The sequence below is a fragment of the Pleionea sp. CnH1-48 genome (genome assembly GCF_024124665.1).
In the GTDB taxonomy this organism is placed as follows: Bacteria; Pseudomonadota; Gammaproteobacteria; order Enterobacterales; family Kangiellaceae; genus JAMXSB01.
Genome location: NZ_JAMXSB010000006.1, coordinates 79,108 through 102,910, shown reverse-complemented (window position 1 = coordinate 102,910; position 23,803 = coordinate 79,108). Strand labels below are relative to the sequence as shown.

Sequence of the window (23,803 nt, the reverse complement as noted above, 5' to 3'; positions counted from 1 at the left end):
TAACAGATCAAAGGCTAGAGTTGGGGCTTATCAGGATGGAGCATATGTTGAGCATGATGCGCCAAGCGGTCCAATTCCTACAAGAGGTATAGGAGGCGTTGGTACAAATACCGGGCAGCTCCCCAAATCAACTCCTTTGCCTTTAGATAACTTAAACCCTACCTTTGTGACAAGATCATGGTGGAGCAGGCTATTTGATGGGAGCTAATCGTGGATAAAGAATGTTTATCATACAATTTTAAAGTCGGACTATATGCTTATTTGGTGCAATGTGAGCGATCTGTACAACGCTCACATCATTCACCTTGGAATAACTTTATTAAGTATTCTAATGAAAACATACCAAGCCCTAGTATAATTATTGAGGCATTAAGGCAGGACGGAGGGATTAAAACTCTTGATTTAACAAGCGAGCTTCTTCTTGATATCGAAAATTATTTAAGAGAAAGGGCTTCAAAAAATATGGTTTTAAAATATGTTTACGGGATGCAAAGCAAATTACCACCATTAACTGAGGAAGAGATTGTTTATATTTCTAGCGCTCTAAAAGCACTTGAAGGAATATTAAATAGAGACCGTCCAAGTGTTGAAAAGATAATACAAGTTAGAAAAGGTTTGCTTTTAGCTTCTTTTATAATGCAATCAAAGTTTCTGCCTTTGTCAAAGGTGGTAGAGCGAGTCAATAAAGTGACACACTTTAATCAAAGCCTATACTTAGAATGTTTGACAATAAGAAATATAATAGGTGAAAAGTGGCTTTATTAGAGTAGTTAATAAAATAAGGAATAGACATATTGCAACTAAGGTTAGCCGGAGAAAAGCGTATGACGCTCAGGTTGAAGTAAAAAATTTGTGCCAATAAAAACAGACGCGGAGGATACAGGTGGAGCTATAGGTTCAGTTTTTAGAAGAGCACTTGTAGCATATGTAGGGTTTAAAGTATTGAAGTTATCGACCGTACCGACATATATAGGGCCAAGAAATACCGGTATCATTCGCTATGGTAAAGCTATCAAAATACCATTAGAAGGAATGAAAGCGACTTTCAATAAACAACCTTGGTGGGAAGGTTTATTTTAACCATGAAAAAAATTTACTTAGATAGAAAGTTCCTGTTTGGTTTATATTGCTATGTAATTCAGGTTCAGTTATCGATTGATAGGGCTCTACATGCAGACTGGGAATATTGGGTTCTTTACTTTTCAAAGAGAACTAGCGTTGAAGATGTACTGAAGAGTCTTGAGAGAAAAAGTACAGGTGAGCTTGACCCTGCTTCATTAGGTAGTCTAAATACAGCAGTTCATAGTTCCTTATTTTGTCGGTTAATGGCTATTTTCAACAAGGACTTTCTAACTAGTAGGGAGCTAGAGGCTATTTATTCAAGGCTTTATAAATTTAATGAGCTGTTAAAGATGCCTGAAGTACAAGATGAAAATACTTTGGTAAAATTAAGAATGGACTTATGCTTTATTGGGAAAGCTATCCAATACCATATTAGAAGCACTGACCTAAAGAAAATAAAGTATGTAGAGCACTTTAATCAAAATGAGATGTTTGATGAAAGAAATGTTTCTATTGAGAAGGTTGTTGGAGGTGAATGGTTAGAGTAATTCGAGCATTCAGTAATTAGCTGACAAGGAGCCTTCCTAGAAGTGGGAAGCTAATTAGCCAACAAATGAGAGTGTACAGACAGTAACTTATGAGCTAAAAAGCATCTATATGATCGATCTGGGGCTTGATATGCTAGGCTAGATAAAACTATGTTGAAGCTCATCCGAAAGATGAGCTTTTCTTGATCAGGCAGTACTGATTTAATTCTCTCAAGATAAGTACTTTGTGGGGCATTGAATATCGAAGAGTGACTCTCCTTTAGGATAAAAATATGAAGGTAAAAGTGAACTAAGATATGAGCAAATATTACTTCGAATGACGCTTTTTGTTGGGAGTTTGCCTTTATTTTCAACAAATAAGATTATCCCTTGATCGCTCTGGAGGTGAATGGGGGCATCTTGTTGATTATTTAGATAAGAGAACTAATCACAGTGATGTTATACATAAACTTCAAGAGAAAGTAGATAATATAAAGGAAGTTAACATCTATGAGTGTCAGAGTAACTCTAGTACGTCTACTTCTAAAAAATTAGGAGGCGTTGCAAGCTACCTAGATGAGAAAGATATTTCGTTTATGGTATCTTTAATTGACGAGTTGTTCTTTTATATGAATGAGGGCCACCAAAAAAGAGAAGTTAGTTGATGGTGAAGTGTATCCTAAGAAAGCTCGTGATTTAGGAAAAGCACTCCTTCATGCTATTGATATAATTGAAGATAAGTTTCTGTTTAGGTCTCGACTTAGAGCAAATGTAGAGCACTTTCACCAGTCAGAGCATGTGAATTGTCGTTCAATAGAGGAAATTGTTGGAGGCATTTGGCAAAAGTGACAAAGAATGAAGCTGGTAACTTTGAGCTGGGCTTGTACTGTTCGAATGTATCTTCCCAAAAAACACCCTTGTTTAGGCAATGAAAGTAGAGTCAAGGGTAGCACTATTTAACGGTTGCATTAGCTAGCTGCGATTGTGTGTTTATCTATATCAGTCATAATATTTGAGTTTAAACTCGAAAGCGAAGTGCTTATTCCCATAATACAGCTATGGATTTGTCTATGCTCTTCTCTTTACCTATTGTGTAACAACCTTAAAAAGTGAGTTAAGTGAAAATAAAAAGTAGCTTATCTAGAAGCTTGAATCGTGAGATCTGGTTTCGCTGCTCAAGCTACACCGATACGTAGGAAATCGAAGTTTAAGTTATTGGTGTATATAAAATTAGTTCCTTTATTACATCAAAATGGTGTGTTAGATGTAGGATAAGTAGTTTTGTCTGAGAGGTTCTGGAGAAGAGAACAGAATGGAAAATAAGCTTAATGTTTTTAAAATGACATTTTATCTTATTTATAAACATCAGATTCGGAAGTCAGAAGATGCTGTTTCCGCATCTGGATGGGCAATAGGTGTAATTGTACTGGCACTTGATTTGTATTTATTTTCTACACTGAGCATGTTAGAGCACTTCAACTTTCCTGGAATAGTGTATATAAATGATGTTTTCTTTGATGGCGAAAGCGGGAAGCTTTTTCTTTTAGTTGGAAATTTTATTCTTTTTCTCTACTTCTATTTTTCTTATAGTGCAAATGGAAAACTTGAGGAGTTATGCAAAACAGCCGAAAGTGAGTCTGTTGGTATGAAAAAAATAAAAAGGGTGTCACTCACCTTTTTAATTCTATCTCCTTTATGTCTATTAATATCAGGTTCTTTCTACCTATAGGCTTAACTTAATAGCTTGCATACTTCAACAAATACTAGGCGGACAAGAATGTTCTAGCGACAATGAAACAAATTAGCATATTGAAAATAATATTTTATTGCATCTATAAGTATCAAATGAGGAATACAGATGACCATGTGTCCGGAGCTGTTTGGGCAGCAATCCTCATTGCACTATCTATAGATTTATATTTCTTCTCAATCATAATGGCATTAGAGCATCTTGGTGTAAGTTTTATGGGGGAGTTTAATGATTTCTTTTTTGATGACGGTGGAAAGTTAATTGTTATTGTTGGAAACTTGTTTGTTGGACTAAAAATTCTGTTTTCCTACTGCCTGAATGGGAGGTTGGAAGCGTTATGTTCGCAAGTTGAAAGTAGCGGGGTTAATGAAATCTGGTGGAACAGAGCTACCTTAGCTTTCTTAGTCATGAGTTGCATTTTATTTATGATTGTGACTTATCTCTACTTTTGATTTGGTTTTAAAGCATTATTTATTGAATAAGAGATGAAGGCATACTTACAACATCGATACTAGAGCAGTGCTGTCGGTAGGCTTCACTACAAAACTTCCGTTCTATTTCTACCGCAGTGTTTGGCTTTATAGACGGCTTTGTCAGCGATATTGATTGCATCACTAATCTCTTGTTCCTTATTACATGCCGTGAGGCCTATACTGACTGTGATATTTAAGTCAGAGTTGTTTCTGAGGGAGTCGTGTATTCTATTAGCTATTTCTACTGCTGAGTCAATGGTAGAGTTGGGTAGATAAACAACAAACTCTTCTCCGCCGTAGCGACAAACCATATCACCGGCTCTAATGCTCTCCTGAATTGTCGAGGCTAGTGCTATCAATACTTTATCGCCATATTGATGGCCTTTTGTATCATTAACCTGTTTGAAGTGATCGGCATCGATAAACATGACTGTTGAGCTATCGTATTCAAAAAAAGAATCTGTTAGTGCTTCACCAAAAGCCTTTTTGTTTAAGCAGCCTGTTAAAGGATCCAGTTGGGTCTGCTTTTTGAGTGATTCTACATGATGCTGATGGGTATAGCGTTCTAGCTCAACAGCCGCTCTTGCCGAGACAAATTCTAATAGTGAAGAATAGAAAACTTCATCTTCGACTTTTTCAGGATCGAGCATGGCTACCAGACCTTGCAAGTTCTTTCCAATAATCGTAGGAGCGCCTATATAACTTTCTACACCCATGTCCACTAACATTTTATCTTCAGGAAACTGTTGTGCTACACCATCGGCATGGATACATACTCGCTTTCCGGTAAAAACATTGTGGCAGGGAGTGCCTTTGAGATCATATATAAAATTATCGGACAGCTCGCCATCGATAAGCACAACCACGGTTTGAATTTTCGTTTGCTCTGGTTTAATGGCATAGCCAATAAGTACGTACTTGAATTCAAATGCAGTGTATATATTGGTGGCAATTCGTTTTAAGTATTCTATGCCAAAATAATCAGGAGAAATGTCGAGTATGGTACTTGCGAGTTCAAAGGCGTCGGCTGTTGTATAGGTGTGCTTCATTCTACCTTCCATTTTAGAGTTATCACTCTGTGAACTAAAATGAGGGCTCAATATTATGTATGGAGGTTTAGCTCCAAAATCAGTACTTACACTATTAGACAAGTATTAGACAAGATTAGCCGAGATGAGGAAAAAATCAACCGTAATGCTTAGGCTTTGGTTAAGCTTAAGGTCAATATAACCCTACTTTTATAAGACTTATTTCGAATAATAGTAGGTGAGTTTAATGCCTATTTGTTCTTTTTCTCTGACAAAGTAACTTTTGAATTAATGTGAGCCGTTACTTATTTTATTCTTATTCCCTAGGTAAAGCTCTTCTACTTCTTCTGCTGGTAGAGGTTTACCAAAAAGATAGCCTTGATACTCTTCGCAAAGAGAGCTCCGTAAGAAGTCTAATTGATAGTTGTCTTCAATGCCTTCTGCTACAACTCTCAAGTCTAAGCTGTGAGCCATATTAATAATCGCTTGTGATAACTTTGCCGCTTTTGAAGAGTGCTCAAGTTGGGTGATGAAGGAACGATCGATTTTAAGTAGATCAATAGGAAACTGTTGTAAGTAAGCTAATGAAGAATACCCAGTCCCAAAGTCATCGAGTGCAATGCGAACTCCTAAGTTTTTTAACCGAATGAGCAGGCTTCGAGTTAGCTCAAGGTTTTCTATAAGAGTGCCTTCAGTAATTTCGAGCTCAAGCTGATCTCCGGGCAGCTGATATTTTTTTAAAACGGCTTTAACATCGGATGTCAGGTCACTTTGTTTAAATTGAAGTGCGGCTATATTAACGGAGATAGTTCCAGACCAGCCTTGTTGATGCCATATCGATGCTTGTTGGCATACGTCATTTAATACCCAATTACCAATCTCTAATATTTGCCCTGTTTCTTCAGCAACAGGAATAAAATCAGCAGGGGAGACCATGCCTTTTTCCGGGGAGAACCAGCGTATGAGTGCTTCAAAACCTAGTATTTTGTTGCTGTTTACACAGACTCTGGGTTGATAGTAAGTTTTAAACTCACTATTTTTTAACGCTTTCTCAAGCGCTTTTTCCATATCAAGACGTTTGACTAGCAGTGCGTTCATTTCTGGTTGGAAGAACCGGTAGTTCTTTTTACCCAGTCGCTTTGCTTCATACATCGCAATGTCCGCATGCTTTAAGAGATTGGCTGGCGTATCTCCATCGTCCGGGTAGAAAGCAACACCGATGCTGGTTGAAGTAATCGCTGTCTGGTTGATCAAGTGAAATGGGCGAGATAGATCCTCTATTACTCTTTCTACTTGTGGGACAACATTGTCTTTTTTACTTACCCTTTCGATAATAACTGTGAACTCATCACCACCCAGTCGTGCAACATTGTCTGTTCCTCTCAGGCACTTTTTAAGTCTTAATGCAACAGCCTGCAATAACTGGTCACCCACACCGTGTCCCATAGAGTCATTGATTAATTTAAAGCCATCAAGATCCAGAAACAATAGAGCAACTTTTTCATCATAACGGTTAGCGAGGTTGATAGCATGTTTCAGATGCTCCAGAAACATGGTTCTATTAGGTAGGCGAGTCAACTGATCATAGTTTGCCATACAGCGTAGTTGATCTTCAGTTTGTTTCAGTTCGCTGATGTCTTTGGTCGTCCCTGCTATTATTTGGGGCGCGTTGTTGGCGTCTCTTTCTACGATTCTTCCTTTGGACAACACCCATCGCCAAGCATTGTATTCTTTGCTAAGTATTCGATATTGCGCTTCACAGTATTGTTCTTTTCCTTTCAAGTAAGCTTCTACTGTTGCTTTGACCAGATCCTGATCTTCTGGGTGAATTCGAGAAAAAAGTTGCTTATAGCTTATAACACTTTCATTGGCAGTATCACCATGATTTACGTTGTTGGTTCTCCAAACCTTATTGGACTTAAGATCCCAACGCCATAGTTCGTCACCACTTCCCCAGAGTACATCTCTAAGACGGGATTCGCTGAGTTTGATAGCTTCAACGGATTTTCTTTCGTTTTCCTTTTTCTCTTTCACTGCTCTTAGATACATCCATAGAGCGGTAAGTATGAGAGCGATATACAGCGTATATGCATAACCACTTCGCCATATTGGAGGGTAGACTCTAACATCAATAGTCGCTTTGTTTTCGCTCCACTTTCCGTCTCGATTTGTTCCTTGAACAACGAAACTAAAGCGACCACTTGGCAGGTGGGTGTAAGTGGCATGATTTTCTGTACCCGGTGTCAGCCACTCTTTATCGACACCACGTAGTTGATAGCGGAATCTATTTTTTTCTGGAAAGGCATAATCCAAACTGGCAAATGATATTGTGACAAGGGTATCTTCCGGATAAAGCTCTAGCCGATGTGTAGAAGCAAGCGCTTTAAAATCTTTTACGGCTTTAAAAACACTCTGTATTCCAGTGATTTTAATGGGAGGAATATAGTCGCTTTCTTTAAGCGCTTCGGGCTTAAAGGTTCGCATTTGACTACCGCCTAGATAGACGTAGTCATTGTTTCCGTATAAAGCTGCACCGGGCGAGTAGGCTTCTGCTTGAGAGTTTAAGTTGTTGTAAACTTTTATCTCGCCCGTGTGTTTGTCCAGACGGCCGAAGTGGCTATTTGTTGTAAAGTAGAGGTAGGGCTCTGGTCCCATCAATAAGTTGGTGACTGTATTGGATGGTAAGCCCTTTGAACGGTCGTAAAAAGTGATTTGTGAGCGGTGGTTTTTATCTACTCTGATTTTATTGATACCTCCGGCCGCCGTCGCTACCCAGATATCACCGCTTTTATCTTCGAGTAGAGAATAGATAACATTACCACTTAATCGATTATCAAGGTTATTGGTAGAGTAGGTAATAATTGTTTTCTTCGTTAGATCGTAACGGTAGAGCCCCGTTGTACTTCCTAGCCACAAAGCGCCATCCTGACTGGGTAATATGGAATTAAAGTACTCAGACTCTCGGGTTTCAGCATGAGCTCTGGCATCAAAGATTAGCTCGGCTTCTTCGGTATGAGGTTCAAGAAGATGGATAGTCGAAGCATTACTAGCGACATATATTTTATTGCTTGATGCTTGAGCCATCGAGTAAAAAGCAACACTTAGTGATTTTCCTTCACTGGATTTTAAGTTGCGGATATGTCTTACCGCTTTAGACTCTATATCAAGAATATCAACGCCCTTGTCAGTCGCCAGGAGTAAGTGTTTTTCATCTATCTGCTTTATATTCCAGATAGTTCCTGCTGTTACGCTCGTATCGTCGCCAGGTTGATGGTAGTAATGGGTGATTGTATTGGTATCAGGCTTCCATTGCTCAAGGCCATCTTCTGTTCCTAACCACACTGTGCCATCAGGGCTTTGATGAATAGACCAGATATTGGAGTCGTTAATACTCTTCTCATTCGTCTTGGAGTGAGTCAGAGTAGTTATCAACAGGGTTTCTGGGTTAAACCATGCTGCCCCTCCTGTGGTTGCTATCCAAATAAGCCCTGAGTGATCGGCGGCAATTTCTTCTATCGAATTGCCCGGTAAACTATTGGGGTCATCTGGTTGACTGCTTAGTTGTCGCGTCATCTTTGTCTTCGGATCAAAAACCGACACGCCTTGGCTCCAATAGCCAATCCAGATAAGCTCTGAGTCGTCTTGAAAAAGTGCCCAGATATTATTACTTTTAAGGGCGATCTTACTCGTTTCTTTATTTTCGAAAACGATTTTTCGGGTTTGAGCGTCAACTCTATAGATGCCGCCACTGTCTGCGCCCAGCCATACTTCTCCTGACTTAGATACAAAGCCAGAGGTGAAGTATTTTTCTTCGGTAATTCCTTTTACTAAATTCAACTCCAGATTGTTGAGGTCAATGTAGTACAGGCCTGCAATGGTGCCAACCCAAATGCGCTGGTGATTGTCTTCAAGGATGACATTAATCTTATTAATATTGATTTCTTCTTCGATATTTACTGGTTGTGTGAAGTGTTTGAAGCTGTTTGTATCCGGGGTATATCGGCTGACACCACTTAAGGTCGCAAACCAAATGCTTCCCTGAGAGTCTTCAGTAATAAAGCGTACATTGTCATTTAATAAGCTATTGTTATTTTTGGGATCGTGGGAAACTTTGATCAGTTGAAAGTCACCTTTGACAATTTTGTACAATCCTAATGCCGTTGCAAACCATAAAGTGCCTCTTGAATCTTCATAGGTGAAGTAGACATAAGAGTTTAATGGGTTGAATATGTCATCTTCTGTCGATAAAACGGGAATAAAGCGGTAACCATCAAATAATCTAGCTCCGGCATTGGTACTAAATAAAATATACCCATTGCTGAGTGGCTCAATATGGCTGACAAACTCTGAAGGTATGTTGCTGTTTTTGGGGAGCTGCTTTAATAGAAGGTCATTAGCCAAGATTAACTGAATAGGCAGTAGGAAAATAATAAGTAATAGTCTTGGCAAAGTCATTGTTGATGCTTCTTTTGCTCAACTAAAACTAAGCTTTAATAAATGTATTTTGAGTAACTGGAACATTGTTTTCTCTCATTATTTTAATTCTAGCTGTCGTTTAAGTTAAGCTCTATTGCCTTCTTTTTTACTTACAACTTCAAGATAGTTTTCTTCTAGCATTTGATGTTCTAGAAGCAGTCTTCGATAAGCCTCTTCTTTTTCTTTTACTTCATCGTTCAGTTCGCTGACTTCCAGATATTGTTGCTCGAGCATGGCTTTTTCTAGTTCCAGTCGGCCCACCAGTAGTTTTTGTTCTTCATATTTCTTTTGCAGCTCAACAATAGAGTCAGACGATCCTCCGCCGGATTCTAGATCTCTTCTTAAAATGGCGGAAGTGTGTTTTTCTTTTGCTAACATTTTTTTGAGGTGTCGGTTGTCATCTTCTATTGCCATATTTTTGGCATAAAGCTCATTATTTTTAGATTTCAGTATGGTCGCTTTATCGACTTGTGCATCGTTATCTTGGGCTGAGTCGACAAGGTTGTTCAGTTGTTTTTTCGTTTCTTCCAGTTCACTTTGCAGGGTGTCCATGCAGATTTCTGATTCTTTAAGGATATAGTTCATCTCCTGCATTTTTTTGCGATACTCGTCTTCGCTGAGTGCTTGCTGCTCTTCTAGTTGACGCTCTAAAGCTTCTCTTTGACTGGTGATCATCTGCTTGAGCTTTTGAATTTCTTGCTCAGCTGACTCAGTTGAGGATAAATCTATATCGGGCTGAGCTTTGGATGATGAAGAGCCTTCTTCTAATTCATCTTCGCCAATGGTATTTCCTAGTAAAGCAAATTTCTGTCCTAGTTCTTCCATAAGAGCTTGGTGCTCCTCCGACAATGGGGAGTCTGAGCTCGACATTTGAGATAGTAACTCTGTGCCTGATTGGTAGTGCTCACTTGCCGATGAAAGAATACGCTGAAAGGACTGTTTAAATTCAGACAAGGCTTCTATTTCTTTAACCAACTTTTCATTTTGGGCAAGAATGGACTGATACTTTTGGTCAGCATTTTTGCTGTTGGAGTTACCCGAAATGGGAGTGGCAAAAAAACGTTCTAGAATGGGATGAAGCGCTTCGGTTGCATGATCACAGACAGAAGATTGTTCGTTATTGAGTTCTAGAGCTTTGTATTCAGCTTGAAGATATTTAAAGCGCATTAACAGAGATAGCCTTTCAAGCGCTTGGGCGTATTCGAGTTGATTCACAGGCTGGGAACCAAATTTCTCTGCAAACCGTTTGCGGGTGGTTTCCATGCACTGTTTTAAATAACCATGGATATCATTGGATTCCAACGACCGAAGCTTTGCGGTGGTCTCGCCCAGTTGATGGGTTAGCTGAGAGATATTCTTTTTTAGTCGAGCAATGGTTCGGCTTTGTTGCTCATTTTCATCTTTGAGCTCTTTGAAGTGAGTTTTTATTCCATAACCAAGTAATCCTAGAGCCATCAGCGCAATAAAGAGCAGCTCTAATACCAATGTTAATTCGAGTTGATCTTGACCCATGTAAAGTGCGCCAGTGGTTACCTTTGGGGTTTCTCAAGTCATGTTTGGGCGGAGGGTAAATGCTGAATCGACAAAGCTCTATGATGGTCAGATAAACGCTCAACCAGCTAAACGATGATGAGTAATAACCAAATGCTATAAAATTTCTTCTGTGAGACTAGTATAGATTATAATTTGGCGGGTTGCTGTGGATCTGGGGAGCAATAAGGTGCCTGGTTTGCACCTTACATAAAGGAAAGGCTATGACTGCTGTTTGTTGAACTGCTCAAGTTGTTCCGGGGAGGCGGGTTTTTGATACTGCTCTTTCCATTCGTTATAAGGCATGCCATATACCTTTTCGCGAGCTTGATCGTAGTCTAGTTCAACCTGTTGCTCCGATGCGGCTGCGACCATCCATTTAGACAGACAATTACGGCAAAAGCCTGCGAGGTTCATCAGGTCGATATTTTGAACATCTTTGCGGCTATCAAGATGCTCCAATAAGCGTCTGAAGACGGCTGCCTCTATCTCTGTTTGAGACTTCATAAGCGTGCTTCTCGTGGTTAGATTGAAGAGCAAGAGAGCTTGATGATGCTCTCTTGCGATAGGGATTATTCTGTGCGGTCAGTGACTTCCAAAAGGTGGAAACCGAACTGAGTTTTTACCGGACCTTGAACTTCATTAACCGGCGCACTAAAAACAACTTCGTCGAACTCTTTTACCATCATGCCACGGCCAAACTGACCCAGATCACCGCCATTTTGTCCTGATGGGCAAGATGAGTGTTGTTGAGCCAAAGCGGCAAAGTCAGCACCGTCAATAATTTGTTGCTTAAGTTCGTTGCATTGTTCTTCGCTGCTGACCAGAATGTGACGTGCGGTGGCTTGTACCATGGTATTCTCCAAATAAGATTAAGTGGACGCCTGAGGCGTTTGGGCAACCCATGTCTGCACACGGGCTACCATTGATTTTAAACGGGCATTATAACCCTCTTTGGTAAACTTTTTTACCTGCGATCCAGGTTTCATCGACCTTAATTTGCCAAAGCTTGTCTGGCGCGATGGCAAAGATATCGGGTTCAATCAATATGAAGTCGGCCCACTTTCCTGATTCCAGACTACCCAGAGTTTTTTCTTGGTGGGCAGCATAAGCTGCGTCCAGAGTAAAGCTGCGCAAGGCTTGAGTCAGCGTCATTTTTTGATCAGGTTTCCAGCCGCCAGCGGGTAGTTGCTGATGGTCTTGTCGTGTGACGGCGGCATGAAGGCCATGGAAGGGGTTGGCCAGCTCAACAGGAAAATCCGAACCGGAGGCAATAATAGTGCCCTGTTGTAAGAAGCGTTGCCACGCGTAGGCACCTTTAATACGGTGAGCACCCACACGATCTTCGGCCATATTCATATCACTGGTAGCGTGGGTGGGCTGCATGGAGGCAATGATGTTAAGGCTTTTAAAACGTGGGATATCATCAAGATGAACCACTTGCGCATGTTCTATACGATGTCGCAGGTTTTCGCCGCCCACGTTTTTGTAGGCTTTTTCGAGCGAGTCGAGTACCAGTCGATTACCGTGGTCGCCAATGGCGTGAATGTTAGCCTGAAAACCATATTTAAGAACTTGGGCTATGGTTTGGTAAAGAGCACTGGGTTCAGTCACTAACAAACCTTTGGTATCGCCCGCATCGGAGTAGGGAGCCAGTAAGGCGGCTCCACGGCTGCCCAAAGCACCGTCAGAGTAAAGCTTAACACTACGGATGGAGAGGCGGTCTTTATCATCTTTAACATGGCCTTTTTTCAGCCAGTTTTCTAACTGTGGAGCGCTGCCACTCAACATGGCATACACTCGCAGAGGCAGCTGCTTACGAGCCAATCGGCTTTGATAGACTTCGTATAGGTTCTGATTGATACCCGCATCATGAACGCTAGTGATACCCAGACTCAACAAATGTGCAAAGGCTTTGTCTAATGCGTAGTTCAACTCTAACGTCGAGGTTTTGGGAATATGCTGACTGACCAGATATTCGGCGTTGTCTATCAATAACCCAGTAGGATTTCCTTTGGCATCCTTTACTATTTGGCCACCGTCGGGATCTTGAGTGTCGGCGGTAATGCCTGCGATCTCTAACGCTTTTGAATTGGCCCAGGAGGCATGGCCATCAATGCGACGTAAGAGTATTGGTTTATTAATTTGCAGAGCGTCCAGAGAAGCACGGGAAGGAAAACGCTTGTTAAGCCACAGAACCTGATTCCAGCCCCGGCCAACAATCCAGCGCAAATGTTTATTCTGTTGAGCATAATCTGCGACACGCTGTGCCGCTTCTTGTTCAGATTTTGTGCCGCGCAAATCGACTCGTTGTAAGCTGGTTCCAAGACCTAGAATGTGTCCGTGAGCATCAATTAATCCTGGCAGCAGAGTTTTGCCTTTTCCATTCAGTTTCTCGGCCTTCGGGTATTTTTTAAGCGCCTCTTTATGCTCTCCAATGTAAAGTACTTTGCCGTTTTCGAACACCAAAGCATCAAAACGTTTTAATTTGGCTGATGAACCAGCAGAACCAGTCATCGTGTAGCCTTGGACATTGTGGATAAGAGTGGGTTGGGCCGCTGTTAACTGGGTTAGTATCAGTGTGATGAAAGCCAGCCAGTATTTCATTTGTTTGTTCCATTTGTTTTTTTGTGCAGTGTAACGGGTTCAATTATGTGTGTCATCCTGACAGGAGATTTTTGCCAGTGTATATCTCTTAGATACGATGATTTGACTATTACCAGCTTCTCATTTTGAAATTTCTATTGTCAAAATGGTGAGCAATCAACGTTTGAATTTTGGAGGTGATTGGTTGTGAAGAATTGAAGTTGAACGGAGTCTTTTAAGTGTTAACAAGAGAAGGGAGATTCTTGAATAAATATTTATCAACTTATCGATTAAGCGATAATCAAATCTTTTTAATCACAATTAAACATTAATTAACTGACGCCCGGATTGTATTTGACTAGGGGATACGGTTGTATAAATCGCGTTCATAAACGGACCTATCAATACTTAAAAAATAAAGATCAAGACAAGAGGGCAAAGTATGAGATCAACACCCAACCGGATAAGGAATGCGGTCAAGCTGGCTATTATTTGTGGCATGGGATCTGGGTTAGTTACACCGATGGCTTACGCTGAAGATGACAGCGAAGAAGGTGAAAAACTCGTTATTACCGGTTCAAGTATTAAGCGTACAGACTTCGAAGGCGCTTTACCTGTACAGACCATTGATCGCGAGGCGATTGATCGTTCTGGTGTCAGCAGTGTGGCTGAGTTAGTACAATTGTTGCCAGTGATGCAAGGTTTTGCCCATGCTGCAGACAGCGTAGGTGGTGATGGTAAGGGAGTGTCGGCTGCTTCTATTCACGATTTGGGCGATACTTATACACTGGTTTTATTGAATGGCCGACGTCTGGCACCCAGTGGTGATGGTAATCGTATCGATCTAAATTCATTGCCTTTGGCCGCTATCGAGCGCATAGAAATTTTGACTGATGGTTCGTCTGCTATCTATGGTTCTGATGCTATTGCGGGTGTTGTGAATTTTATTCTGAAAGATGATTACCAAGAATCTATGGCCAGCGTGCGCTATTCATCGCCACAACAAGAAGGTGGTGGCAGTTGGAGTGCTAATTTTACGACGGGCTTTGGTGACATCGATGGTGATGGCTACAATGTTATTTTGTCATTCTCTCATGACAGTCAAGAACAGTTGAAAGGCGTTGATCGAGAATGGGCAAAAACCGGGATTATTTCGTTTGAACATCAAGGACGTGATCTGTATTTCTTTAATGGCTCCGGTAATTCGATTCCAGGTAACGCGCGTGTACGTTGGACTAATCCAAATACTGGTGAAGTCGAAGAGCAGATATTTAATCCTTATTTGTCACAAAGCGGTTCATGCCCGCAACAAACGTCACAAATTGGACAGGAGTGTTGGTTCGATTACACCAGTACGATAGAAATTTTTCCAGAAAACGAACGCAACAATTTTCTGGCTCAAGGGCAGTTTAAAATTAATGACGATATAACTGCTTTTGCCGAAGCTATGTATTCTGATTTTACTTTGACTGCACGTATTGCACCCTTTCCTACAGGATGGGTTCGATTGCCAAATAGCGCTGGTATTGTGACTGACGAAGTATTACCGCAATTGACTCAGGAACAAAGAGACAACTTAGTCTCTGTGGATGGACGATGGCGAGCATTACCCGCTGGTAACCGAACAACAGAATGGAATACCAAATCAACCCATCTTGTTGCAGGTGTTAAAGGTGTTGTTGGTGACGAAGTGGATTTTGAAGCCAGTTTGATTCACTCTGTTAATGATACCGAACAAAACTATACCGATGGTTGGTTATTAGCAACACCGTTTATTAATGCGTTAGGAGCCGGCAGTATTAATATTTTTGCACCTCAAGGGACTGTGACTGGTGCTGAGTTTGATGGTTTGATGTATGTGGGGAACTGGGATGTCGAAAAAACCACATTGGATATGATTAAGTTCAACGCATCGAAACCTATTTTTGAAATGGATGGCGGCGCGGCTTATTTTGGTGGTGGTTTTGACTATCGCGCGACTCAGTATGATCGCACTGTGTCGACAGCCAATCGCACTGAAGCTGTTTTATTTACTTCGGCAGATCCTGAGTTTGATTTGGACCGGGATGCTTATGGGGTGTTTGGTGAAATCATCCTGCCTTTTTCATCCGACTTCGAAATGACAGCCGCTTTGCGTTATGACCGCATAGGAGCAGTTAAAGGTAATAATGGGTCTGTTAATGAAGCAGAAGGCGACACGACTTATAAAATCAGTGCCTCTTGGGATGCAACCGATGAGTTATTATTCCGTGCATCTATCGGAACTGGTTTCAAAGCGCCTGATTTACAACAAATTGCGCGTCCTAGAAGTGATGATGGCGTGACCAGTGGAAACTTTGCTTGTCCGTTCCCACAAGGTGATCCCTTAGAGCAGTTTTGTTTAACAGGGAACTCTCAGTATGCCGTTTTTCTTGAGGGTAATCCGGATCTAAAACCTGAGCGTTCAGAACAAAAAACCGTGGGTATGGTGTATGCACCATCAAAGGATACAACCATTCGTTTAGACTACTGGTCAGTTGAAATGGAAGATCAGGTCAATACTTTAACCGAAGCCCAGATCTTTAATGATCCTGTGACCTATCGCGATCTGTTTACTACGCGATTGAACAATGCCACAGGTGAACAAGAGCTGGCTATCGTACAGGCGAATGTGAATATTGGTCAGGTTAAAAACACGGGGCTTGATTGGGAGTTCGCATTTGCTCATGACTTTTCTTTTGGACGTTTAAGCACTCAGTTAGCAGGAACCTATATTATCGATAGCCAATATACCTTGCCTGGGACCGATGATGTGTGGGTGACCAGTTTAGGACGTTTTGGTTCTAACAATCAGGTGACCTTCCGCAACATTGCCAAGCTTTCATCTACGCTGAGTCATGATCGTTTTAACCATACCTTGAGTTTGCATTATCGTTCTGGTTATGCGGATCAGTTCCAGAGTAAAGAGGCGTGTTCTGTCACCTTGGTAGATGCAACAGGCGATTGTGTTGAAGTTCAGTTACGAGTGTCAGCGTATACTAAGCTGGACTACTTAACTCAATACGAAGTCAATGATGATTTACGACTCAGCTTTGGTATTAACAACTTGCTTGATCGAGAACCCGATCTGTCATTACGTTCGGGCGGTGCAGGCCATCAGGTTGGATATGACCCTCGTTATGTAGATGTGTTTGGTCGTACCTTCTATGTGTCGGCAGATTATCGTTTCTAAAACGATAATGTATCCCCAGGCAACGCGGCATTGCCTGGGGACTGCTTACACATAATCGTTAAGCATTCGTTTCGATAAAGATGTCTTTGTAAGCAACAAACATTAAAGCGAACATCATCGGTGCTAATACTAAAGCACCCAGGCCGAGCGTGATGACCGCGACAATAGTGAACAGAATACTCACCAAAATTAAACACAATATAATGGTGACAATGTTTTTTAGTGAACCCATAAAACTTAGTTTTAAAGCTTGAATTAAGGACACGTCATTTAACACCATAAGAGCAGGGGCAAAGTAGATTGCCATAGTCACTGGCAGCATGATCAACATAGCAATGACAAAGGAACCTGCTAAGGCCATTGGATTTGAGAAGGCTTCTTGGGTTTGGGCGTCCATCTGTGTGGGATCACCCATCATCATAAGTTGAAGAAAAAGAGGTCCAACAGTTACAACCATTACGAGAATATTGATGCCTGTCGCTAATAAAGACAGACCAATGAGTGGGCCTACTTTACTTTTAAAGCCTGCAAATAAATGATCGATCTTGAGTTCTTGCCCATCATGCAAGGCTTTGCACCCAAGCATTAGCCCACCTATCCAAACATAGGTGGTACCCATCATAAAGAGTTGCCCAATGATAGGGATAAAACTCACGACCATCATCACCACAAAACCAATGATGCAAATCAGTATCCAGGACAATGGACTCTGCTTAAAGTAACCAAAACTATCGCCAATCCATCCTGCGCAGCGACCGATGCTGACAGCTCGTGGAGTGGTTAAGGCAAAAGGCGTTTTTGATTCGCCATGTAACTCAGATTCTGGCGCTTGATAAGGATTGCTTTCTGTCATTATTGTTCCTTATTATCGAGGAGTGTAGGGCTTGCTCAGTCTATCGACAAACCCAAGAGGGTACAAGAATCATACATGATAAGTGGCAACAGGATGATGGGTGGTATGATTTGTTGAGTAAGGTGATTTTTGTGAGATGGGAGGGCTTGTGAGTTTGAATCAAAGCAAAATAGACTGGATAGAATCTCAATTGCTTGAGCCCGTGACGGGGTTTTCTGGAGTTTCAGGAGGGTGTATTAGCCAGGCCTATAAAGTTGAACTTGAAAGCGGGAAAACTGTTTTTGTTAAGACGTCAGAACAATCGCCTGCTGACATGTTTTATTGTGAAGCTGCAGGATTGAAAGCTATCAACCAGACGTTGCCTGGTTTTGCTCCAGAAGTACTTGCAGTTGATGATGGAATATTAGCGCTGACGTTCTTGCCTGCTATTTCTAGTCATGGGGGCGGTGCCCAAAAACTCGGGGTGAAGTTGGCGGCAATGCATGCTCAAACGACGAGCGTCTTTGGTTTTGAAGCGGACAATTATTGTGGTGCAACACGACAGGTGAATACCTGGTGTGAAGATGGCTTTGAGTTTTTTGCCGAACACCGTTTGCAGTTTCAGGCGCGTTTGGCTTATGACCAGAAGTACTTGTCCCGTGAGCACATCAAGTGGCTTGAGAAACTGGCCGACCGCTTGCCTTCATTGTTGCCGGAGCAGCCCCCGGTATTGCTTCATGGTGACTTATGGTCGGGTAATTACTTATGTTCAGAAAATGAGGTCTGGTTGATTGATCCTGCCTGTTATTACGGATGGGCAGAGGCAGACATGGCCATGACTACACTCTTTGGCGGTTTTGATGAATCTTTTTATCGTGCTTACGAAGAGCATGGCCAAATAGCATCCGACTGGCGCAGTCGGTGTTCCATTTATAACTTGTACCATCTGTTAAATCATTTGAACCTGTTTGGAGAGAGCTATCTGTCGTCCGTTGTTTCTATATTGCGCCGTTATGGGTAGTTTTGGCCCTCTGACGCTATGCCTGCAATAGAAAACCCATGAAAATGTACGCTTTACTTTGTCTGCGAGATTATTCTGGATTAAAATTAGCTCCTGACCTTAAAAGTTATATTGTCTGTTGAGAATTACCTGAATGGATAAAAAATTAAAACTTCACGGTTTTAATAACCTGACCAAATCCCTAAGTTTCAATATTTACGATGTAAATTACGCTAAAAGTCCTGAACATCGCAACGAATACATTAGCTATATTGATGAGCAGTATAATGCTGAGAGATTAACCAAAATACTCACTGATGTGACCGACATTATCGGCGCTCATGTGCTTAATATAGCTCGTCAAGATTATGAGCCTCATGGCGCTTCTGTCACCATGTTGATTGCAGAGCATGCCATAGAGCCTAAACAAGATCAGATAGATGAAACACCTGGGCCTTTGCCTGATGCTATTGTCGCTCATCTGGATAAAAGTCACATCACGGTTCATACCTACCCAGAAAGTCATCCGGACGGTGGGATCAGTACCTTCCGAGCGGATATTGACGTATCAACCTGCGGCGTTATCTCACCATTGAAAGCTCTGAATTACCTAATCCATAGTTTTGAATCGGATATCGTGACTATTGATTATCGAGTGCGTGGTTTTACACGGGATGTTGATGGCCATAAGCATTATATCGATCACGAAATCAATTCGATTCAGAACTATCTATCGGAAGATTCTCAAGATGCTTACCAGATGCTTGATGTAAACATCTATCAAGAAAATACCTTCCATACCAAAATGTTGCTAAAAGATTTTGAGCTGGATAACTATCTGTTTGGTAGTGGTGTGGAGGAGTTTTCTGAGTCTGAACAAGAGCGCATTGGCAAGCGCTTACAGAAGGAAATGTTAGAGATCTTTTACTCTAAAAATATGCCCTAGCATGATTGCCCCTATTTAAAAAAGAGGCTGTTTTAGCCTCTTTTTTTTGCTTCAGTTATTTCATTGATTATTTTATCCAGTGACGGCATCTGCTCTATATCCAGCTGATAATGCCGCTGCTTATTGTGGATGGGGCACTCAAATGCGAGCTGACATGCCGTCAGTTGAAGATCGAAAGGTCTTGCCTCATGGCCATACAAACGATCGCCTGCAATAGGGTATCCTGCTGACGACAGATGGCGACGAATCTGATGTTTACGGCCAGTTTCTATATCAATCTCCACCAAAGACAGGGCCGGTGTAGCGCTTTTTTCTTTTAGGGCAACATGGCTGACGGCGGGTTTATCGTCAATGGCTTCATCAAGAGTCATCGAGGGAGTATTCTGATCGAGTTCGGCTTCGACTATCGCGCGATAAACTTTGCGAATTTTTCGTTGCTGGAACAGGTTCGATAACTTGGCTGCGGCCGTTTTTGTATGTGCTAGCATAATGAGCCCACTGGCGGCGCGGTCCAATCGATGAACCACAAAAGACACCCGTTGTGGTTGTAGCTTCTGTTCAGCCCAACGCGATATCGTACAATGGTCACCCCATTTCGATCCTTGTGACAGCATTCCTGAAGGTTTGTACCACACACTGTAGTCGCGTTCATCGGCTATCAATGTGGGTTCTGGTGGCTCCCGTTCTAAGACACTGTCATCGTAATAGATGTGCAGGGTTTGTCCTGCTCTAAGTTCCTTGGTGGCACGACGTAGGCGTTGGGTGGTTTTGCCCTTGGTTAACCACACACAACCTTTTGCCATAGCTTGCTTGAGCTTCTGTTTTGACAGTGAAGTGTGCGTTTTGAGCAGCTCGATAGCTTTAATATTATTTTCTTCTACGAGAAGGTGGAGCTCGAAACGAGGGGCTGGCGATGTCATGGTAGGCTGAGCCAATCTAAGTAAGGAAGCGGGATTATAATGGAAATTGTCAGGCGCCTACAGCCGCAGATAGCTTAAAAAAACACTACTGAAAATGAGGATTAATAGCATTTTCATCTTAGCTAGCACATAGAGTTCTAGATAGTCTTTATAACAATCTGTTTTTTAAAGAAAAATAACTTTTGTTTGAGCAGACTAAAAAAGTGCCCTTGCAATTATCCTTAAACATTGTGCATTTTTTCATACACTGAAAAGTGACGATTAAACTGAGGATCTAGCCGTTGAATGATTTGATTGAGCGACGTTCGGCGTCCCGTTTCAATGTACGATTACCTGCAACACTGAAGACCGCCTGTGGAGATATATGCACTGGCGAGGTTTCTAATATTTCGTTGTCGGGAATGCAGCTGGTGGTTTGTCATGAATACATGCCGCTATTGTTGCCTAATGTGCGACGAGAATATGTGGTGGACACAGTTCACTACGAAATCGTGGTCGATCTTCCATCGCCTTTTAGGGCTGTGATCATTATGGGAGGCGTGGTTTATGTTAATCGACGCTCGATGAATCAGATTGCGGTCGGGTGTCGATTTGAAGAATTTATGAACGAGAGTGCCAATGAGCTGGGAAATTTTATTATGTCTCTGGAAGCTCAAAATATCGCCTCTGCGTGAGTTGGTTTGCTGATAATTTAGTCATATTCCTTATGAAGTTTAGGTGAACTCATGATGAGAGGGGGTTTATCCGGTGTTAAGTTTACTAGAAAAACAAAATATTTAGTTATTATAAATCAATGAGTTATCTTTCATTACTTTTTCATTAGATTTCAATTAAGCCGATTCTATTTCTATTTTATGCGGCTTTGGTTACCTTGGTGACCTACACACAAAACGAATACTTAATGAGTATTAAGCAAGTATTCGAATAACAATAAAAGTCGCAATATCGGAGATGAAAAAATGAAAGCAAAACATGTATTAATGATCTTGATGCTGGGTTTTTTATCAAATGCGCAAGCGTCTACTATTCTTGATTGGCAGCTCATCATCTACAAAAAAATTATTGGAGTGGGCGGAGGAAAAGGCGGAACTGGTACAGGTTCTGGGGATGAGCAACCACCAACAGAGCCGCCATCGGATCCATTTTGTCAAATGTATCCCACCGCGTGCGAGGGCGATGATCCTGATGGCGATGATAAGCCTGATCCCGATAAATTCCCTTTCCCAGAGGCCTAAATTCAATGGCTTCCTGGTTCGAGCAGGATAATAGACGATTCGCTCTTTAGAATCTTCGGATAAATAAACCACTGCTCATCGGCTGAAATAGAGAAATGTTTGATTTCCGGTGGCATAGGGAGTAGCAACTCGCTCTCTGTGCCATCAAACGCTTTAAAACGCACTCCGCCAGACTGTTTATTATTGGAAATATAATAAACACCAGATTCAGTGACCTTCCAACCGTTAGAACTGAATACATCGATGTCTTCTAATACTCTGGTCTCTTCACCATTTTCTATTTTCCATAACCCTGGCTCATGGTACTTCAAATAATAAACACAACCACCTTGTGGACACTCCTGAGCACTGTAACCACCTTGGCGCGTAACAGCTTCAATTTGATTTGGCTGATCAACGGAGACCTGATAAATCTGCCAGTCGCCTTCCGTTGAAGACGAAAAATAAATACTCAGACCATTGTTAGACCAGCTAGCCGTCTCGATATTATCCCAATGCTCTGGCGTTTCGAGTTTATGATATGCACCGGTTTCTGCATTAATAATAAGCAACTTATCTTTTCGGTGCGTCAACAAATGCTTATCGTCAGGAGACCAACGTAAACGACGTATTGGATGACTGCGAGAAAATTGAGTGAGAGGGAACTCTTCGCCATTCGCTTTGCGTAGCCATACCTGTAATTTTCCGGTTCGCTTAGAGACAAAGGCAATGTCTTCACTGTTGTTAGCATAAATTGGATAAAACTCTGGGATACTTGATATAACGATAGGCATATCTTCTGGTGCAGCCTTCCGCGTGTTGGCCGAGCGCCAGATATCCAATGCACCTTGGCCGGAGACGACAGCCAGCTGATCTTTATGAGGTGCAAAAGCGGGCACACGGATGGGCTGACTATTGGTAGCGATTGGATAACTCTTTTGATTATCTAACGAGTAAGCTTTGATACTATTTTTGGCGCCGCTGTAAATAATATGACGACTGTCTTTTGACCAAGAAATGGCTTTTTTCATACCGTTAAGGGCGAAGAGCTTGTGACTGCTTTGATCGCTCAGATTCATCAGGTGAACTTCTGTATCACCCCAGTTTGTGTCTCTGACAAATGCTAAAGATTTTCCATCAGGCGATAGAGCGATGCTGACTTCACCTTTTGATTTACCTGGTGATGGGTTCGTTAATGGTTCTTTTTGCTGAGTTTCGGTAGACCAGGCAAATAGTCGATAGGGATCAATGTAGGAACGAGAACTGGTGAAGTAAAGAATTTTTCCGTCTTTGCTCCACTGCATTGAATTACCGTGTATGGTGCCAAAACACTCGAGCAGGCGACTGACTTCAGGCACGGTTTCTGTCAAAGTTGCCTGCATGATAAAGCACTTATCATCTTGATAGCGAAAAAACACCAGGGACTTTCCATCTGGGGCCCATTCTGGTGATAGATCGTTTGCTGCTGACTGAGTAATTTGTTGCAGCAGGTGGCCATCCAGAGATTGAGTATAAATGTCCCAGGAGTTTGAGTTGTAGGCTTTGTGGCTAAATGCCAAGGTTGAGCCATCATGGGAATAACTGGGATCTTGTTCTTCGCCAGATAAATTACTAAAGGATTTGAAGCGAGTAAATTGAGGCAGTGTATTGTCCGATGACCAGAATTGGGAAGTCCCCACAAAAAATAAAACAATAAGCGCTAAAAAAACAAATGCAATTCCCGTCTTTTTTGTGGCGTTATTTGATGGTTGACGAAATGGCTCTTGCGCTGCTGGTCTTTCGATATCCGCATCAGGTTCTTGAGCTTCGGGCTGGCCTGAGTCTTCTTCTTTGGTTAGCTTTGTTGTTTCACGTTCGGGTTGAGATTCTGTGCAAGGCTCAATCGGTTGCAGCCATTGATAACCTTTTTTCCTTATCGTTGTTATAAAAGGTTCTTCAGAATGCTGCTCAAAGATTTTGCGTAATTGGTTAATAATTCGATAGATCGCATGATCGCCAACGATTTTTCCTTTCCATACCTGTTCGATAAGTTCGTCTCGGCTAATCACTTCTCCCTGCCGGTGCGAAAGATAGAGCAAAACTTCCATGGCTAGCGGCTCAATAGAGTAGTGTTCTTCTTGATAACTTATTTTGTTTTCAGAAGGTTTAACTAACCATTGGTTCGTTCGAAAATCAGATTTGGGCATCTTGCTTTGAGATTTGTATGTCTTTTTTTCTTTCTTAGTATAAGGAAAAGCGTCCCTTAAAT

The 23,803-nt window shown here is 41.7% G+C and carries 19 protein-coding genes; 10 read left to right on the top strand and 9 right to left on the bottom strand.

Going from position 1 to position 23,803, the window contains the following annotated elements; translation table 11 throughout:
* The first annotated feature begins 210 nt into the window (after positions 1–210).
* The 5 genes from NH399_RS10880 to NH399_RS10860 all read left to right on the top strand — a co-directional run bounded on the left by NH399_RS10880 (position 211) and on the right by NH399_RS10860 (position 3,791).
* Positions 211–765, top strand: coding sequence for a hypothetical protein (locus tag NH399_RS10880; protein WP_253040256.1), 555 nt, complete (start codon positions 211–213; stop codon positions 763–765).
* A gap of 87 nt (positions 766–852) precedes the next feature.
* Positions 853–1,080, top strand: a complete 228-nt coding sequence (locus tag NH399_RS10875; protein ID WP_253040255.1) for a hypothetical protein — start codon at positions 853–855, stop codon at positions 1,078–1,080.
* A gap of 2 nt (positions 1,081–1,082) precedes the next feature.
* A complete protein-coding gene (locus tag NH399_RS10870; protein ID WP_253040254.1) occupies positions 1,083–1,610 on the top strand; it encodes a hypothetical protein in 528 nt (175 codons plus the stop codon).
* Between the two features lie 1,291 nt (positions 1,611–2,901).
* Positions 2,902–3,318: a hypothetical protein gene (locus NH399_RS10865; RefSeq protein ID WP_253040253.1), complete on the top strand. Its 417-nt coding sequence runs from the start codon at positions 2,902–2,904 to the stop codon at positions 3,316–3,318.
* 116 nt (positions 3,319–3,434) lie between these two features.
* Complete coding sequence (locus NH399_RS10860; protein ID WP_253040252.1) at positions 3,435–3,791, top strand: hypothetical protein; 357 nt, start codon at positions 3,435–3,437, stop codon at positions 3,789–3,791.
* 86 nt (positions 3,792–3,877) lie between these two features.
* Here NH399_RS10860 and NH399_RS10855 read toward each other — a convergent pair whose 3' ends face one another.
* The 6 genes from NH399_RS10855 to NH399_RS10830 all read right to left on the bottom strand — a co-directional run bounded on the left by NH399_RS10855 (position 3,878) and on the right by NH399_RS10830 (position 13,453).
* Positions 3,878–4,861 carry a sensor domain-containing diguanylate cyclase gene (locus tag NH399_RS10855; RefSeq protein WP_253040251.1) on the bottom strand — a complete coding sequence of 328 codons (984 nt, stop codon included), beginning with the start codon at positions 4,859–4,861 and terminating at the stop codon, positions 3,878–3,880.
* A gap of 267 nt (positions 4,862–5,128) precedes the next feature.
* On the bottom strand, positions 5,129–9,295 hold the full coding sequence (locus NH399_RS10850) for an EAL domain-containing protein (RefSeq protein WP_253040250.1): 4,167 nt from the start codon (positions 9,293–9,295) through the stop codon (positions 5,129–5,131).
* Positions 9,296–9,400: 105 nt separating this feature from the next.
* Complete coding sequence (locus NH399_RS10845) at positions 9,401–10,828, bottom strand: hypothetical protein (RefSeq protein WP_253040249.1); 1,428 nt, start codon at positions 10,826–10,828, stop codon at positions 9,401–9,403.
* A gap of 240 nt (positions 10,829–11,068) precedes the next feature.
* Positions 11,069–11,353 carry a DUF1244 domain-containing protein gene (locus NH399_RS10840; RefSeq protein WP_253040248.1) on the bottom strand — a complete coding sequence of 95 codons (285 nt, stop codon included), beginning with the start codon at positions 11,351–11,353 and terminating at the stop codon, positions 11,069–11,071.
* A gap of 65 nt (positions 11,354–11,418) precedes the next feature.
* On the bottom strand, positions 11,419–11,700 hold the full coding sequence (locus tag NH399_RS10835; protein WP_253040247.1) for a peptidylprolyl isomerase: 282 nt from the start codon (positions 11,698–11,700) through the stop codon (positions 11,419–11,421).
* Positions 11,701–11,788: 88 nt separating this feature from the next.
* Positions 11,789–13,453, bottom strand: coding sequence for an amidohydrolase (locus tag NH399_RS10830; protein WP_253040246.1), 1,665 nt, complete (start codon positions 13,451–13,453; stop codon positions 11,789–11,791).
* 421 nt (positions 13,454–13,874) lie between these two features.
* On the opposite strand from NH399_RS10830, the gene NH399_RS10825 reads away from it, so the two are divergent.
* Complete coding sequence (locus NH399_RS10825) at positions 13,875–16,643, top strand: TonB-dependent receptor (RefSeq protein ID WP_253040245.1); 2,769 nt, start codon at positions 13,875–13,877, stop codon at positions 16,641–16,643.
* Positions 16,644–16,701: 58 nt separating this feature from the next.
* On the opposite strand, the gene NH399_RS10820 is transcribed toward NH399_RS10825, so the two are convergent.
* Positions 16,702–17,496 carry a BPSS1780 family membrane protein gene (locus tag NH399_RS10820; protein WP_253040244.1) on the bottom strand — a complete coding sequence of 265 codons (795 nt, stop codon included), beginning with the start codon at positions 17,494–17,496 and terminating at the stop codon, positions 16,702–16,704.
* Positions 17,497–17,644: 148 nt separating this feature from the next.
* Here NH399_RS10820 and NH399_RS10815 point away from each other — a divergent pair, with 148 nt between their 5' ends.
* Complete coding sequence (locus NH399_RS10815; RefSeq protein ID WP_253040243.1) at positions 17,645–18,496, top strand: fructosamine kinase family protein; 852 nt, start codon at positions 17,645–17,647, stop codon at positions 18,494–18,496.
* A 133-nt stretch (positions 18,497–18,629) separates the two neighbouring features.
* Positions 18,630–19,421: an adenosylmethionine decarboxylase gene (gene speD / locus NH399_RS10810; RefSeq protein WP_253040242.1), complete on the top strand. Its 792-nt coding sequence runs from the start codon at positions 18,630–18,632 to the stop codon at positions 19,419–19,421.
* Between the two features lie 32 nt (positions 19,422–19,453).
* Here the strand turns inward: speD and NH399_RS10805 are convergent, their stop codons facing one another.
* Positions 19,454–20,341 (bottom strand): RluA family pseudouridine synthase, encoded by an 888-nt coding sequence (locus tag NH399_RS10805; RefSeq protein WP_253040241.1) that lies wholly within the window; start codon positions 20,339–20,341, stop codon positions 19,454–19,456.
* Between the two features lie 281 nt (positions 20,342–20,622).
* On the opposite strand from NH399_RS10805, the gene NH399_RS10800 reads away from it, so the two are divergent.
* Both NH399_RS10800 and NH399_RS10795 read left to right on the top strand, forming a co-directional pair.
* Entirely contained in the window at positions 20,623–21,015 is a 393-nt protein-coding gene (locus NH399_RS10800; RefSeq protein WP_253040240.1) for a PilZ domain-containing protein, read from the top strand.
* A gap of 285 nt (positions 21,016–21,300) precedes the next feature.
* Complete coding sequence (locus tag NH399_RS10795) at positions 21,301–21,576, top strand: hypothetical protein (RefSeq protein ID WP_253040239.1); 276 nt, start codon at positions 21,301–21,303, stop codon at positions 21,574–21,576.
* Between the two features lie 2 nt (positions 21,577–21,578).
* On the opposite strand, the gene NH399_RS10790 is transcribed toward NH399_RS10795, so the two are convergent.
* The gene (locus NH399_RS10790) at positions 21,579–23,741 is read right to left on the bottom strand and encodes a winged helix-turn-helix domain-containing protein (protein WP_253040238.1); all 2,163 of its coding nucleotides are present in this window, start codon (positions 23,739–23,741) and stop codon (positions 21,579–21,581) included.
* Positions 23,742–23,803 lie beyond the last annotated feature (62 nt).